Genomic DNA, 14,367 nt, shown 5'->3' on the forward strand with positions numbered 1-14,367 from the left:
ATCGGTACACCCCGCCCGACGCCGACTGGCACGCACGCACTTTCATGCCGGCAGGTCTCCTGGCTGACAGGTCGGCGCCGGCTCCCGGCCTTCCCGGTGAAACCAGTGGCACGAGGGGGAGATCGGCTCGCTGTCTACAGTTGCGGGGGCAGCCACAGCGGCGCGGTGCGCGCCCTGTGTTCCCTCTTCGGCCCCGAAGGGCACCGGCGAACGAACGGCCGTAGCATACCCGATTTCCCCCGCGCTTCGCGACCGCCGAGCGGGCATCGTGGCCGAAGCGAAATGCGGCCCGGCGTCGGCGGGCCGGCAGATGAAACGCGCGGTGGAACACGGTACCATGCCGACTTTCGCAATGCGGACGGCCGCACCGGCGCCATACCGGCGCCGTGCGGCGACTCGATGGAACCGGACGATGGGGAAGGGTGCATGACGGCGTGGCTGACGGTAGTGGGCATCGGCGACGACGGCTACGCGGGGCTCGGGCGCAGCGCACGGCGCGCGCTGCTCGAGGCGTCGCGGGTCGTCGGCGCGAAGCGGCACCTCGACATGCTGCCCGCGCGGCTGCGGGCCGAGCGCGCCGCGTGGCCGTCGCCATTCGACCTGTCGGGCCTGCTCGCGCGACGCGGTTCGCCCGTCTGCGTGCTGGCGAGCGGCGACCCGATGCTGTTCGGCGTCGGCGCGACGCTCGCGCGCGAACTATCCCCCGACGAATGGCGCGTGCTGCCCGCGCCGTCGTCGCTGTCGCTGGCGGCCGCGCGGCTCGGCTGGGCATTGCAGGACGTCGGCGCGGTGTCGCTCGTCGGCCGGCCGCTCGCGACGCTCGCGCGCCATCTGCTGCCGGGCCGGCGCCTGTTCGTGCTGAGCGCCGACGGCCGCACGCCGGCCACGGTCGCCGCCGAACTCGCCGCGCGCGGCTTCGGCCCGACGCGCATCAGCGTGTTCGAACATCTCGGCGGGCCGCTCGAACGGCGCATCGACGGTCTCGCGCAAGACTGGAACATCGACGAAACCGCCGCGCTCAATCTTGTCGCGCTCGACTGCCAGGCCGGCCCCGATGCGCCGCGCCGCGCACTCACGCCCGGCCTGCCCGACGACGCGTACCGCCACGACGGCCAGCTCACCAAGCGCGACATGCGCGCGCTGACGCTCGGACGCCTCGCGCCCGCACCCGGCGAATTGCTGTGGGACGTCGGCGCGGGCAGCGGCTCGATCGGCATCGAATGGATGCGCGCGCATCCGTCGTGCCAGGCGATCGCGATCGAGTCGCATGCGGAGCGCCAGCGCTTCATCGAGCACAACCGCGACACGCTCGGCGTGCCGGGGCTGCAACTCGTCGCGGGGCGCGCGCCCGCTGCGCTCGCGGGCCTCGCTGCGCCCGACGCGATCTTCATCGGCGGCGGCGCGACCGCGCCTGGCGTGCTCGACGCGTGCTGGTCGGCGCTGAAGCCCGGCGGCCGGCTCGTCGCGAATGCGGTCACGCTGCAGGGCGAGCTCGCGCTCGCCGCGTGGCGCGAGATGCACGGCGGCACGCTCACGCGCGTGTCGCTCGCGCACGCCGAGCCGCTCGGCCGCTTCGATACGTGGCGGCAGCCGTTGCCCGTCACGCTGTACGACGTGCGCAAACCTGATGCCATGGCAACGGACCTCACGGACCCCGCGTGATGCGCGACGAAACCCCCGAACAACCGGCGCCGCTGCGCTTCGGCTACACGACCGGCAGCTGCGCGACCGCGACGTCGCTCGCCGCCGCGCGCCTGCTGCTGGCGGGGCACGCGGTCGACGCCGTCGAGATCGTGCTGCCGAAGGGGCAGCACGTGATGATGCGGCTGGCGTTCTGCCGGACGACGGCCGACGGCGCGGAAGCCGGCACGATCAAGGATGCCGGCGACGATCCGGACGTCACGCACGGCGCGCTGGTCTTCGCGCGCGTCGCGCTCGCGGCGGCGCCCGGCGTGCGCTTTCACGCGGGGCCGGGTGTCGGCACCGTCACGCGCGCCGGACTCACGCTGCCCGTCGGCGAACCGGCGATCAATCCGGTGCCGCGCCAGATGATGACCACGCACCTCGACGCGCTCGCGGCCGAATTCGGCTACGCAGGCGGCTTCGACGTGACGATCGGCGTCGAGGGCGGCGAGGTGCTCGCGCTGAAGACGATGAACCCGCGGCTGGGCATCGTCGGCGGATTGTCGATCCTCGGCACGACCGGCATCGTGCGGCCGTTCTCGTGCTCGGCATACATCGCGTCGATCCACCAGGGTATCGACGTCGCCCGCGCGAACGGGATCGCGCACATCGCCGCGTGTACCGGCAACGCGAGCGAGGATGCGATGCGCGCGCACTACGGCCTGCCCGACATGGCGCTGATCGAAATGGGCGATTTCGCCGGCGCGGTGCTCAAGCACCTGCGCCGCGCGCCGGTCGCGCGCCTGTCGATGTGCGGCGGCTTCGGCAAGCTCAGCAAGCTCGCGGCAGGCCATCTCGACCTGCACAGCCGCCATTCGAGCATCGATCTGCCGCTGCTTGCGCAGTGGGCGGCCGAGGCGGGCGCGAACGCGGCGCTGCAGGCCGCGATGCGCGCGGCGAACACCAGCCAGGAAGCGCTCAAGCTCGCGCAGGCCGACGGCGTGCCGCTCGGCGACATCGTCTGCGCGCATGCGCTGCGGGTCGCGCGCGACATCGTGCCCCCATCGGTCGCGATCGAAATGTTCGCGATCGACCGGCAGGGCCGCTTCGTCGGGAGCGCACGATGAGCACGCGCATCCTGCTGCTCGGCGGCACCGGCGACGCGCTGAAGATCGCGCGCGCACTCGGCCCGCAACACGTCTACAGCCTCGCGGGCCTCGGCAAGGTGCCCGAGGACTTGCGCTGCGAAGTGCGCGTCGGCGGCTTCGGCGGAGCGGCGGGACTCGCCGCGTACCTGCGTGGCGCCGGCATCGGCCTCGTGATCGACGCGACGCATCCGTATGCCGCGCGAATCAGCGCGAACGCGGCGGCGGCCGCGCGCGACGCCGGCGTGCCGCTGTGGGCGCTGCGCCGCGCGCCGTGGGCGCCGCAACCCGGCGACGACTGGCGGATGGTCGACGACTGGGCCGGCATCGAGGCCGCGCTCGCGCCGTTCCGGCGGCCGCTGTTCACGCTCGGCCGCGAACCGCTCGCGCATCTCGACGAGATTCCGCCGCACCAGTTCTGGCTGGTGCGCTGCCTCGATGCGCATCCCGGCAACGCGCGCGCACAGGTCCTCGCCGCGCGCGGGCCGTTTACGCTCGACGGCGAGCGCGCGCTGTTCGCACTCGCGGGCATCGACGTCGTCGTCAGCAAGAACAGCGGCGGCGCCGCGACCGAGGCCAAGCTCGACGTCGCGCGCGAACACAGGCTGCCGGTCGTGATGCTGCGCCGGCCGGCGCAGCCCGACGCCGATCGCACGTTCGACTCGGCCGCCGCGCTGCTCGATGCGCTCGACCCGAGCGCGCGCGCGTGACGCCGCGCGCCGGCTGCCCCATGAATTGACGGAGATTTTTCGATGACGGTGTATTTCATCGGCGCAGGTCCCGGCGACCCGGAGCTGATCACGGTGAAGGGCCAGCGTCTCGTGCGCACGTGCCCGGTGATTCTGTACGCAGGCTCGCTCGTGCCGCCGGCCGTGCTCGACGGCCATCGCGCGGAGCAGGTCGTCAATACGGCCGAGCTCGACCTCGATGCGATCGTCGCGCTGCTCGCCGCCGCGCATGCGAAAGGCCAGGACGTCGCGCGCGTGCATTCGGGCGATCCGTCGCTGTATGGCGCGATCGGCGAACAGATCCGCCGGCTGAAAGCCCTCGGGATTCCGTATGAAATCGTGCCCGGCGTGACGGCCACGGCCGCGTGCGCGGCGACGCTCGGCGTCGAGCTGACGCTGCCCGGTGTCGCGCAGACGGTGATCCTCACGCGCTTTGCGGGCAAGACGACGATGCCGGAAGGCGAAGCGCTCGGCGCGCTCGCCGCGCATCGCGCGACGCTCGCGATCCATCTCGGCGTGCGGCATCTCGCGCGGATCGTCGACGAAGTGCTGCCGCATTACGGGCCCGCCTGCCCGGTCGCGGTGATCTACCGTGCGAGCTGGCCCGACGAGGAACGCGTGACCGGCACGCTGGCCGACATCGTCGGCAAGGTGCAGGACACGCGGATCGAGCGCACCGCGCTGATCCTGATCGGGCGCGTGCTCGATGCGGAAGGGTTCGCGGATTCGACGCTGTATGCGAGCGGCAGTTGATTGCGCGTGCAGGGAACGCGAGGCACTGCGCTCGCGCTACGCCCGCGCAACGCGCCGCGCAAACCGCGGCGCGAACCCCGTCGCCAGCGCGAACAGCACGACGCACAGGCAAGCCATCGCGACCCACGCGGGCGACAGATCCGCGAGATGCTGGCGCACGATGCCCGCCGCGAACGGAAACAGCCCGGCGATCAGATAGCCGACGCCCTGCACGAACCCCATCAACGACGCCGCGTCGGCCGGTGTCGCCGCATGATCGACCGTGACGATCAGCGACAACGGAAACAGCGCGCCGATACCGGCACCCATCAGCAGGGCAGCCGGCAACGCAAGTGCCTGCGGCGCGGCCAGCATCACCAGCAGCCCCGCGAGCAGCGACGCGATCGCCGCGTGCAGCGCGGGCCGGCGATCGGGCAGGCGGTCGATCGTCGCCGAGACCGCGAGCCCCGCGACGACTTCGGCGAGCGTCACGCCGCCGAGCAGGCTGCCGGCCGCGGTCGGCGACCAGCCGAGCCGCATGTAGTACGGCGGCAGCCATGCCAGCACGAGGGTATAGGCGCCCGTCGCGATCCCGAAGAACAGCGCGAGCCGCCACGCGCGCGGCGAGCGCGACGGGCGCGCCTGCACCATCGACGCCGACGTCGGCCCGGACACCCACGCGTCGCCGCCCCGGCTGGCCAGCGACCACGCGAGCGCTGCGAGCGCGGCCGGCAGCGCCCAGCCCGCGAGCGCGACCAGCCAGCCCCAGCGGGCCGCGGCGAACGGCGCGACGACGCTCGCGAGCACCGCACCGCCCATGATCGACGTCGAATAGACGCCCATTGCGCCGCCGATCCGCGTCGCGAAATGCGCCTTCACGAATCCCGGCAGCAACGCCTGCACCATCGCGATCCCGAGGCCCGCGCAGCATGCGCTCGCGAGCAGCAGCCACGCGTGCTGCGCGCCGATGCGCGACGCGCAGGCGAAGCCGATCAGCGCGACGCCCAGCCATACGCCGCCCACGATTCCCGTCACGCGCTGCAGCCGCCGCGCGCTCAACGCGCCCAGGCCCATCAGCAGGATCGGGATCGTGGTCAGCAGGCTCGCCGCGCCGTCGCCGATGCCGGTCGCGCGCTGGATCATGTCGAGCAGCGGACCGATCGCGGCCAGCGCCGGCCGCAGGTTCAGTCCGACCAGCACGATGGCGGCAAGCCGCCATCCGGGAGAAGTGAAGCGATTCATGGAACGGCCCTCGGTGTCGGTGCGCGACACCTCCGTCAGGAGGGCCGCGCGTTTTCATGTAAAGTGTCTCGACATCAAGATAAATGCCGATTTATCTCGACGTCAAGATAACTGGTGAGCCGAGGAGGGTTAATGGATCGAGCCGCGCATGCGCTCGCGCAATGGCGCGTCGAGCGCCCGGATCTGGACGCGTCGTCGATGCTCGTGATGGGACGGCTGCAGGAGGCCGCACTGGTGATCGCACGCGACGGTCTCAATCCGTTGTTCGCGCGCTACGGGATGCAGCCGGGCGAATTCGACGTGCTGGCGACGCTGCGGCGCAGCGGCGCGCCGTTCGCGCTGACGCCGACCGCGCTGTACGACGCGCTGATGATGTCGTCGGGCGGGATGACCGCGCGCATCGACCGGCTGCAGAAGGCCGGATGGGTCGAGCGTCGGCCGAACCCGGCCGACGGCCGCGGCACGCTCGTCGCACTGACCGACGCCGGCCGCGCACTGATCGACGATGCGGTGGTCGCGCACGTCGACAATCAGCGCGCGATGCTGGCCGCGCTGTCGGAGGCGGAGCAGGCGCAGCTTTCAGCGCTGCTGGCAAAGCTGCTGGCGGGACTGGGGGAAGCGGCGTCGACGTCCGCCGAAAAATAGCGCCGCCGATTCGTCACGTCGAATGAACGCAGCGAGCGGGAAACGAAAACGCCCGAAGGAAGCGGGAGAATCGCCCGCCGCGCGATGCGGCGGGCCAGGAAGAGAGCGGGCCGCGAGGTGCGCCCGCTGCGCGGCTCAGCCGCGTGCGGGGATGTTGAGCCCGCGCGCGACGGCCGGACGCGCGACAAACGCATCGAGCGCCCGCGCGACATGCTTGAATTCGCCGAAGCCGACCAGGTCGCCCGCTTCGTAGAAACCGACGAGGTTACGCACCCACGGGAAGATCGCGATGTCGGCGATCGTGTACGTATCGCCCATGATCCACTTGCGGTTCGCGAGATGCGCGTCGAGCACGGCGAGCAGACGCTTCGATTCGGCGACGTAGCGGTCGCGCGGCCGCTTGTCTTCGTAATCGCGGCCCGCGAACTTGTGGAAGAAACCGACCTGCCCGAACATCGGGCCGATGCCGCCCATCTGGAACATCACCCACTGGATCGTATCGTAGCGGCCCGCGAGATCCTTCGGGATCAGTTGGCCCGTCTTGTCCGCGAGATAGATCAGGATCGCGCCGGATTCGAACAGCGGCAGCGGCCGGCCGTCCGGGCCGTTCGGATCGATGATCGCCGGGATCTTGTTGTTCGGGTTCAGCGACAGGAATTCGGGCGACAGCTGGTCGTCGGTGTCGAAGCGGACGAGGTGCGGCTCGTACGGCAGGCCGGTTTCCTCGAGCATGATCGACACCTTGACGCCGTTCGGCGTCGGCAGCGAGTACAGCTGCAGACGGTCGGGATGCTGGGCAGGCCATTTCTTCGTGATCGGGAAGGCGGACAGATCGGGCATGGAGGTTCGCTCGTCAACGTGGAGGATCCGCGCTCCGCCGTCCTGCCGCGCATCGCCGACCGCCTCTGACATCGCGACAGGAACGGGACGAACACTTCGACAGACGGGCGGGGCGCGCCGAAAACGCCCACTGTAGCCGATCCCCGCGATCGCTGCAGACGGCGGCCGCGCGCGGTGCCCGAGCGCCGCCGCACGCCCATCGCGTCGTTGCGTCGCCGCTTCGTCAGAAGTTGTGCCGCAGCCCGAGCATCGCGGCGGTCGTGCCGACCCCGGGCGCGACCGGCTGCCCGTACACGAGCATCTGGTTCATCGTGCCGCGGTTGTTCACGTGACCGACCTGCGCATACACCATCGTCCGCTTCGACAGGCTGTAGTCGGCCGTGAGCACGACGGCCGTCGACCGGTTCTCGGCGCGGTTGCGGTCCTTCAGGTAGTACACGGCGGAGGCGACCTGCAGCGCGGGCGTGAAGCGATAGCCGACGCCGGCCGACAGCATGTCGAGGTTCACCTTGTCCGCATGCGACGGATTCCGGCCGTTGCCGTACGACGCCGACACCGAGAAATCGCGGATCGTGTATCTCGCGCCGACGTAGACGAAGCGGTTGTTGTCGACGCCGGTCGGCGCGACACCCGGCGCCGGATTCGTGTCGTGACCGTTGTAGTAGACCGCCGACGCATTGAGCCCGTAGTTCGAGTAACGCAGCACGACCGACTCGCGCGTGCCGCCCTGGAACTGCCCGGCGACGCCGCCGGGTGCGTATTCGAGCGCGATCGACGCGCCCGCGAACGTCGGCGACTGATAGACCAGCGCATTGCTGTCGTACAGCGCGCCGATCGCGCCGTTGGTGCTCGTTCCCGGCCAGCCGGCCGCGGTGTTCAGGCCGAGCCACGCGGTCAGCACGCTGCCGAAGAATTGCGCGTTGCGCACGTCGGTGTCGGCCATCGCGTAGATCATCGGCACGATCTGGCGGCCGGCCGTGAACGTGCCGAACGGCCCCGACACGCCAAGCGACGCCACCTGGTTGAAGATCGCGACGGCGCCCGGCGTGTCGCTCAGCTGCATCTTGCCGGTGCCGCTGTCGAACGAACCCTGCAGCTTGAAGTTGACCTTGTAGCCGCCGCCCAGGTCCTCGCTGCCCTTGATACCCCAGAAGCTCGAATAGATGCCGCCGTCCTTCATGCGGAACACCTTGCCGGTGTTCGGCGCATTCGGGCCGAACGACGCGGCCGACGTGCTCTGGTACAGCAGGCCCGTGTCGACCACGCCGTACAGCGTGACGGAGGATTGCGCATGCGCGAGCGCCGAACAGCCGGCAAGCGCCGCGAGCGCGGCCAGTTTCGTCTTCATCGAAGTCTCCAGGATCGTAATGGACCGCACGGGATCGAGCCCGGGCGGGTAGAGCGGGGGAAGCATCGAGGCAGGCGGGAAGGCGCGTGAGGCGACGCCGGTGCGAGCCGTGCGGAAAGGTTACGCAACGACGCGCGGCCGCTCCCCCCCATGCGCGGGGGGCAGGGTTGCGGAGAATCGGGGGGCGGGCGGCGGCGACGCTGCCGTCAACGGCGGGGCAAGGCCGCTACAGACGCGTGCAGACGGCGTTCAAGGCGCGCTTTCGAGCAATCCGAGCACCAGCGCGCGGCGCACCGCGTGCTTGCGCGAGCTGGCGTCGAGCTTGCCGAACAGGTTCTTCAGGTGCCACTTCACGGTTTCCTCGCCGACGGCGAGCGCCACCGCGATTTCCTTGTTCGACAGGTTGCGCGCGAGCAGTTCGAGAATCGCGCGTTCCTTCGGCGTCAGCACGACGCTCGGCACCGCGCGCGGGCTCGCCGGGCTGCGCGGCGCGGGCGGCACGATGCGCGGCTGCGGCTGCGCGGGCCGCACGGGGCCGTCGCCCGCGGCCGCTTCGTCGCCGATGCGGCGCGCCCAGTCGGCGACGGCCGGATGCGCGTCGGCGAGCGTGCGCGTGAGGCCGAACATGTCCGCGAGGTTCATCGCCTCGTCGAGCAGCGCGCGGCCGCCGTGTCCGGACTGTTCGAGCGCGAACGCGCTGAGCGCCATGATCTCGATGCGCTCGCGTCCCATGCTCATCTCGCGCGCCAGCACCGCCGCTTCGTCGAGCGCCGCGCACGCATCGTCCCAGCGGCGCGCGGCAAGCGCGGCACCCGCATGCGCCGTCGCCTGCAGCAGCACGACGGGGCGTCGCCACAGCGGCCCGTGCGACGGAAACTCCGCCGCGGCGATCGCATCGATCCGTTCCACGAGCGCATGGCAGGTCGCCTCGCGATAGCGGGCCGCGTGAATGCGCACCTGCTCGGCGAGACTCGCGACCGACAGGCGCGGCAGCCGGCGCGCGACGCCCATCGCGTCGAGCGCCTCGAGCAGGTCGATCGCGCGATGCTCGACGCCGTGCAGCAGCGCGATGCGCGCGGCCGTCCGGTAGCCGAGCAGCACGGTGTCGGGCGTGCCCGCGTGCTCGAGCACGTCGAGCCGGTTCGCGAGCAGCGCGGCGGCCTGGTCGACGCGATCGGCCTCGTACGCGATCGCCGCGCACATTGCCGCGAGCATGCAGGTCAGCGGATGGCGGCGCCCGAGGTCGGCTTCCGCGCGCGCGAGTGCCGGCGACAACGCGTCGTCCGCGAGCCGGATCTGGCCTTCGCGCAGGTAGCTCAGCCCGGTGATCAGTTCGCCCCAGCGCGCGACGTAGCCGAATCCGGCCGCCGTCTCGCCGCGCGGCGCGGCCTGCTGGAAGCGGCGTGCCTGCGCCGGTTCGCCGACGATGATCGCGCGCGCCGACAGGCGGTTCGCGTGCATCTGCGCGAGCCACGTCGCCGCGGGCGGCGCGAAGTCGGCCCACGGTTCGAACAGCTCGACGAACCGGTCGATTTCATCCGCGTAATAGGCCGCCGCGCTGAGGATCAGCGCGCATTCGTAGCGCATCGCGGCCGGCGTGCCGGCATCGGCCAGGATGCCGGCGATCTGGCGCTGCGCCTCGACATGGCGCTCGCCGAGTGCCAGCGCCCAAGCGACCGCGATCCGCAGCGTCGGGCGCTTGTCGAGTTCCGCATCGGGCAGCAGCGCGAGCCAGTCGAGCACGTCGTTGATGCGGCCCTGCTTGATCGCGTCCTCGAGGCAGCGCTGCGCGAGCGCGTATGCCGTGTCGAACTGGCCGGCCGCGTACGCGTGGCGCGCGGCTTCCTCCGTCATTCCGTGCGCGTCGAGCCACGCGGCCGCGCGTGCGTGCAGCGCGCTCCGCTCGGCGTCGGGGCTCGCCGCGAGGCGGTCGCGCAACGTATCGCGCACGAGCGGATGCAGCCGGCACCAGTCGGAATCGTCGGACGCGATGAACAGCGGCGTGTCGCGCGCGAGCCGCGCGAGCCGGTCGGGGGCGTTTGCGTCGTCGAGCAGCGCGGCGCACAGCGATGGATGCAGGCGATCGGCGACGCTCGTGCGCGTGAGGAACGCGGTGTCGTCGGACGACAAATTTGCGAGCAGCAGCTCGACGAGCCGGTCGCGGGTGCCGTCCATCCGCGCGGCAAGCGCGTCGACGGCCTGGCGCGGATCGGCCGAGCGCGCCATCGCGGCCATCGCGAGCTGCAGCCCGAGCGGCCAGCCGTCGACGCGTTCGAACAGGCGCGCGCACGCGTCGGCGTCGACCCGCTGCGCAAAGCGCGCGCCGACCAGCGCGATCGTCTCGTCGAGTGTGAAGCGCAGCCAGTCGGGGCCCGCGAGCGTGCATTGCCCGCCGGCGAGCAGGTCGCCGGCCGCGTGATCGAGCCCGCGCCGGGCCGCGACGACCACCCGCAGGTTCTGCGGCGCGTTGTGCAGCACGTAGGTCAGCGCGTCGAGGCCGGCGGGCGGCAGCCGCTCCGCGTCGTCGACGATCAGCAGCGCGTCGATCGACAGTTGCGCGACTTCGGCCAGCCAGGCGGTCAGCCCCTCCAGCGCGCGGGCCGCGCCGTCCGGAATCAGGCGCCCGAAGCCAGGCCGCGCGCAACCGGTGCGCACCGCCTGCACGAGCCCCTGCAGCAGGCGCGGCGCGTCGTCGCGCTCGTCGGCGGACAGCCACACGACCGCGCGGCCGAGCGCGAGGGATTCGCGCCGCCATTGCGCGAGCAGCGAGGTCTTGCCGTAGCCGGCCGGCGCCTGCACGAGCGTGACGGGCCGCGCGTCGAACGCCGGTGCGGCAAGGCTCAGCCGCGCACGCGCGAGCAACTGCGCCGGCACGCGCGGCGCGGTCGTCTTCAGCACGAGTTCGGTGGGGGGCGCGTCGGCGCGATCGGGTGGGTGGGCCATCGGGGCAGGAGTCGGAATCCGGCGATGCCGTGCGGGCCAGCGTCCGGGGTGGGCGTGGGGGGAAGGATCGACCGAACCGCGTTCGCGCGTCAATCCCCCCCGCGACGAGTGGGGCCGCACCGCCGCCCGGTCGATAGCATGGGTTCCGATGCGTGACGAACGCAACCGACGAATGCAACGAGGAGGGACCATGGACATCGTATCGACCGGCGCGCGACGCAGCGCACCGAGCGCCGGATAAGCGGAGCGGCACGATGTATCGCCATCTGCTCGTGACGGTCGACGGCATGCCCGGCGGCATCGATGCGATCGGCCATGCGCTCGAACTGGCGCGTGCGGTCGGCGCGCGGGTCACGTTCGTGCTGTCCGCCGCCGCGCCGGACTCGCGTTTATCCGGAGCGCGGATGCCGGAACACGGTGCGAAAGTGGAAGCCGCCGCACGGGCGCAGGGCCTGTCCCATGCGATCGCGGGGGCCGGCCGTCCGGGGGCCGGCGACGCCTCGCCGGCCACGCTCGCCGGCGAGCTCGGCTGCGACCTGATCGCCGTCGCGGCGCTGCCGCACGATGCCGATGCTGCCGCGACCGCGCAACGGTGGGTGCTGCTGGCGACGAGCGGCGTGCCGGTGCTCGTGTGCCCGGCGCGGCGTGCGCCGGCCGAGGCGCGCGTGATGGCCCGCTGTCTCGCGGCGCATCGCGCGCTCGGCGAGCAGCTGCAGGCGCTGACGATGACGATGGCGAGTGACACCCCGGACGCGGCAACGCGGCCGACCGGCGACGCGGGCGGCCCGCTGGCGGCGCTGGCATCGCTCGCGGCGCTGCAGAACGCACGCTTCGGCGCGTCTGCCGAAGCACGCCTGTTCGCGGCATTGCGCATGCGGGCGGAGAGCACCGCGGCCGAACTCGACGAGCTCGACCGCCAGCGGCGCCGCGATGCGCACGCGCTCGACGCGCTGGCGCGGCTCGCCGCCGACGGATTGCCGTCGGCCGCGTTCGATGCGGCGCTCGCCGACTATGCGCGCGGCGCGTTCGAGCAGATGGGGCGCATCGAAGGCGTGATTTTCCCGGCTGCGCGGCGCTATCTGGGCGACGCCGACTGGAACGAACTGGACGCGCCCCCGGCGAGCGGCACAGTCGCGACGACGCCGGGCGCGGACGAACCCGACGATGCGTGACGCGCATCCGACTGAATACTTACGGAGAACACGATGGCACATGCAGTGCGATTCCACGAAACCGGCGGCCCCGACGTGCTGCGCTGGGAAGCGGTCGAAGTCGGCGAGCCGGGCGCCGGGCAGGTTCGCCTGCGGCACGAGGCCGTCGGCCTTAATTTCGCCGACACGTACTTCCGCAGCGGCCTGTATCCGGTTCCGCTGCCGGCGGGCATCGGCGTCGAGGCGGCCGGCGTGGTCGAGGCCGTCGGCCCCGGCGTGACGAACGTCGCCGTCGGCGATCGCGTGACCTACACCGGCTTCCTCAACACGCTCGGCGCGTACAGCACCGAACGGCTGATTCCGGCCGCGCCGCTCGTGAAGCTGCCCGCCGGCATCGCATGCGAAACGGCCGCGGCGATGACGATGCGCGGGCTGACGTCAGCCTACCTGCTGCGCCGCATCCACGCGTTCGCGCCGGGCGACACGATCCTGCTGCATGCGGCCGCGGGCGGCGTCGGGCTGATCGTGTCGCAATGGGCGAAGCTGCTCGGGCTCACCGTGATCGGCACCGTGTCGAGCGAACACAAGGCCGCGGTCGCCCGCGCACACGGCTGCGACCACACGATCGACTACAGCCGCGAGGACGTCGCGAAACGCGTGCGCGAACTAACGGACGGCGTCGGCGTCGACGTCGTGTTCGACAGCGTCGGCAAGGACACCTTCGAAGGCTCGCTCGATTCGCTGAAGCGGCGCGGGCTGATGGTCTGCGTCGGCACGGCGTCGGGCCCGATCCCGCCGTTCGACCCGCAGCGCCTTGCGATGAAGGGCTCGCTGTACCTGACACGCCCGGCGCTGGCCGACTACATCGCCGATCCGGCCGAGAAGAACGACCTGGCCGGCGAACTGTTCGCGCACGTCGCGGCCGGCCGCATCCGGATCGAGATCAACCAGCGTTATGCGCTGCAGGACGCGGCGCAGGCGCACCGCGACCTGGAATCGCGCAAGACGACCGGCTCGTCGGTATTCATCGTCTGAGGAGACGCGCATGCGAGTCGAACCCCTGACCTGTGCGATCGGCGCGGAGTTGCTGGACGTGAGCCTCGCCGACGCCGTGCACGACGACGGCCTGTTCGCCGAGATCCGCGCGCAACTGCTGCGTCATCGCGTGCTGTTCCTGCGCGACCAGGACATCACGCGCGCCGAGCACGTCGCGTTCGCGCGCCGCTTCGGCGAGCTCGAGGATCATCCGGTCGCCGGCAGCGACCCCGAGCACCCGGGGCTCGTGCGGATCTACAAGTCGCCCGACCAGCCGAACGACCGCTACGAGAATGCGTGGCACAGCGATGCGAGCTGGCGCGTGGCGCCGCCGTTCGGCTGCGTGCTGCGCTGCATCGACGGTCCGCCGGTTGGCGGCGACACGATGTGGGCGAACATGGTGCTCGCGTACGAGCACCTGCCGGAACACGTGAAGCAGCAGATCGCGGACTTGCGCGCGCGTCACAGCATCGAGGCGAGCTTCGGCGCGGCGATGCCGATCGACAAGCGTCTCGCGCTGAAGGCGCAGTATCCGGACGCCGAGCATCCGGTCGTGCGCACGCATCCCGAAACGGGCGAGAAGGTGCTGTACGTGAACGCGTTCACGACGCACTTCACGAACTTCCACACGCCCGGGCGCGTGCGCTACGGGCAGGACGCGAACCCCGGCGCCGGCCAGTTGCTGCAATACCTGATCAGCCAGGCGTATATCCCCGAATACCAGGTGCGCTGGCGCTGGAGGAAGAACAGCGTCGCGATCTGGGACAACCGCGCCACGCAGCATTACGCGGTGATGGACTACCCGCCGTGCGTGCGCAAGATGGAGCGCGCGGGCATCGTCGGCGACGTGCCGTTCTGATCTGAACGCGCCCGCGCCTTAACCGGTTCCTGAAACCCCATGCAACACGCCGGGCCTGCCGCCCGGCGCGACGGGA

General features: G+C 71.5%; 12 protein-coding genes and 1 riboswitch. Of the genes, 8 read left to right on the plus strand and 4 right to left on the minus strand.

Features of this window, described 5'->3' with window-relative positions; all coding sequences use genetic code 11:
• Positions 1 to 31: 31 nt before the first annotated feature.
• A riboswitch (cobalamin riboswitch) is annotated at positions 32 to 223 on the minus strand.
• A 203-nt stretch (positions 224 to 426) separates the two neighbouring features.
• From cbiE to cobM, 4 genes are read left to right on the plus strand one after another with little or no spacing between them, the layout of a single operon-like run.
• Positions 427 to 1,662: a precorrin-6y C5,15-methyltransferase (decarboxylating) subunit CbiE gene (gene cbiE, locus HWX22_RS20590; RefSeq protein WP_175910969.1), complete on the plus strand. Its 1,236-nt coding sequence runs from the start codon at positions 427 to 429 to the stop codon at positions 1,660 to 1,662.
• Complete coding sequence (locus tag HWX22_RS20595; RefSeq protein WP_175910971.1) at positions 1,662 to 2,750, plus strand: cobalt-precorrin-5B (C(1))-methyltransferase; 1,089 nt, start codon at positions 1,662 to 1,664, stop codon at positions 2,748 to 2,750. The genes cbiE and HWX22_RS20595 overlap by 1 nt, the downstream gene beginning before the upstream one ends.
• Positions 2,747 to 3,478, plus strand: a complete 732-nt coding sequence (locus HWX22_RS20600; protein ID WP_175910973.1) for a cobalt-precorrin-6A reductase — start codon at positions 2,747 to 2,749, stop codon at positions 3,476 to 3,478. The genes HWX22_RS20595 and HWX22_RS20600 overlap by 4 nt, the downstream gene beginning before the upstream one ends.
• 42 nt (positions 3,479 to 3,520) lie before the next feature.
• Positions 3,521 to 4,249: a precorrin-4 C(11)-methyltransferase gene (cobM, locus tag HWX22_RS20605; RefSeq protein WP_059818239.1), complete on the plus strand. Its 729-nt coding sequence runs from the start codon at positions 3,521 to 3,523 to the stop codon at positions 4,247 to 4,249.
• A 36-nt stretch (positions 4,250 to 4,285) separates the two neighbouring features.
• Here the strand turns inward: cobM and HWX22_RS20610 are convergent, their stop codons facing one another.
• Positions 4,286 to 5,470 (minus strand): MFS transporter, encoded by a 1,185-nt coding sequence (locus HWX22_RS20610; RefSeq protein WP_175916280.1) that lies wholly within the window; start codon positions 5,468 to 5,470, stop codon positions 4,286 to 4,288.
• Positions 5,471 to 5,602: 132 nt separating this feature from the next.
• On the opposite strand from HWX22_RS20610, the gene HWX22_RS20615 reads away from it, so the two are divergent.
• On the plus strand, positions 5,603 to 6,115 hold the full coding sequence (locus HWX22_RS20615; RefSeq protein WP_059818240.1) for a MarR family transcriptional regulator: 513 nt from the start codon (positions 5,603 to 5,605) through the stop codon (positions 6,113 to 6,115).
• A 135-nt stretch (positions 6,116 to 6,250) separates the two neighbouring features.
• On the opposite strand, the gene HWX22_RS20620 is transcribed toward HWX22_RS20615, so the two are convergent.
• The 3 genes from HWX22_RS20620 to HWX22_RS20630 form a co-directional block, all read right to left on the minus strand.
• The gene (locus tag HWX22_RS20620) at positions 6,251 to 6,955 is read right to left on the minus strand and encodes a glutathione S-transferase N-terminal domain-containing protein (protein WP_175916281.1); all 705 of its coding nucleotides are present in this window, start codon (positions 6,953 to 6,955) and stop codon (positions 6,251 to 6,253) included.
• A gap of 223 nt (positions 6,956 to 7,178) precedes the next feature.
• On the minus strand, positions 7,179 to 8,303 hold the full coding sequence (locus tag HWX22_RS20625) for a porin (protein WP_175916282.1): 1,125 nt from the start codon (positions 8,301 to 8,303) through the stop codon (positions 7,179 to 7,181).
• A gap of 249 nt (positions 8,304 to 8,552) precedes the next feature.
• On the minus strand, positions 8,553 to 11,246 hold the full coding sequence (locus tag HWX22_RS20630) for a LuxR C-terminal-related transcriptional regulator (RefSeq protein WP_175916283.1): 2,694 nt from the start codon (positions 11,244 to 11,246) through the stop codon (positions 8,553 to 8,555).
• Between the two features lie 254 nt (positions 11,247 to 11,500).
• On the opposite strand from HWX22_RS20630, the gene HWX22_RS20635 reads away from it, so the two are divergent.
• From HWX22_RS20635 to HWX22_RS20645, 3 genes are read left to right on the plus strand one after another with little or no spacing between them, the layout of a single operon-like run.
• Positions 11,501 to 12,418: a universal stress protein gene (locus HWX22_RS20635; protein ID WP_175916284.1), complete on the plus strand. Its 918-nt coding sequence runs from the start codon at positions 11,501 to 11,503 to the stop codon at positions 12,416 to 12,418.
• A gap of 33 nt (positions 12,419 to 12,451) precedes the next feature.
• Positions 12,452 to 13,432 (plus strand): quinone oxidoreductase, encoded by a 981-nt coding sequence (locus HWX22_RS20640; RefSeq protein ID WP_059524340.1) that lies wholly within the window; start codon positions 12,452 to 12,454, stop codon positions 13,430 to 13,432.
• Between the two features lie 10 nt (positions 13,433 to 13,442).
• The gene (locus HWX22_RS20645) at positions 13,443 to 14,291 is read left to right on the plus strand and encodes a TauD/TfdA family dioxygenase (protein ID WP_059691703.1); all 849 of its coding nucleotides are present in this window, start codon (positions 13,443 to 13,445) and stop codon (positions 14,289 to 14,291) included.
• The last annotated feature ends 76 nt before the right edge of the window (positions 14,292 to 14,367 follow it).

The sequence above is a fragment of the Burkholderia sp. BCC1638 genome (assembly GCF_902833195.1).
GTDB lineage: Bacteria > Pseudomonadota > Gammaproteobacteria > Burkholderiales > Burkholderiaceae > Burkholderia > Burkholderia diffusa.

What these genes read in the sequence shown, in the direction of transcription:
- HWX22_RS20645 (WP_059691703.1), top strand. Translation starts at nt 13,443, where the DNA reads ATGCGAGTCGAACCCCTGACCTGTGCGATCGGCGCGGAGTTGCTGGAC.
- HWX22_RS20625 (WP_175916282.1), bottom strand. Translation starts at nt 8,303, where the DNA reads ATGAAGACGAAACTGGCCGCGCTCGCGGCGCTTGCCGGCTGTTCGGCG.
- HWX22_RS20595 (WP_175910971.1), top strand. Translation starts at nt 1,662, where the DNA reads ATGCGCGACGAAACCCCCGAACAACCGGCGCCGCTGCGCTTCGGCTAC.
- HWX22_RS20640 (WP_059524340.1), top strand. Translation starts at nt 12,452, where the DNA reads ATGGCACATGCAGTGCGATTCCACGAAACCGGCGGCCCCGACGTGCTG.
- cobM (WP_059818239.1), top strand. Translation starts at nt 3,521, where the DNA reads ATGACGGTGTATTTCATCGGCGCAGGTCCCGGCGACCCGGAGCTGATC.
- HWX22_RS20630 (WP_175916283.1), bottom strand. Translation starts at nt 11,246, where the DNA reads ATGGCCCACCCACCCGATCGCGCCGACGCGCCCCCCACCGAACTCGTG.
- HWX22_RS20615 (WP_059818240.1), top strand. Translation starts at nt 5,603, where the DNA reads ATGGATCGAGCCGCGCATGCGCTCGCGCAATGGCGCGTCGAGCGCCCG.
- HWX22_RS20610 (WP_175916280.1), bottom strand. Translation starts at nt 5,470, where the DNA reads ATGAATCGCTTCACTTCTCCCGGATGGCGGCTTGCCGCCATCGTGCTG.
- HWX22_RS20600 (WP_175910973.1), top strand. Translation starts at nt 2,747, where the DNA reads ATGAGCACGCGCATCCTGCTGCTCGGCGGCACCGGCGACGCGCTGAAG.
- HWX22_RS20635 (WP_175916284.1), top strand. Translation starts at nt 11,501, where the DNA reads ATGTATCGCCATCTGCTCGTGACGGTCGACGGCATGCCCGGCGGCATC.
- cbiE (WP_175910969.1), top strand. Translation starts at nt 427, where the DNA reads ATGACGGCGTGGCTGACGGTAGTGGGCATCGGCGACGACGGCTACGCG.
- HWX22_RS20620 (WP_175916281.1), bottom strand. Translation starts at nt 6,955, where the DNA reads ATGCCCGATCTGTCCGCCTTCCCGATCACGAAGAAATGGCCTGCCCAG.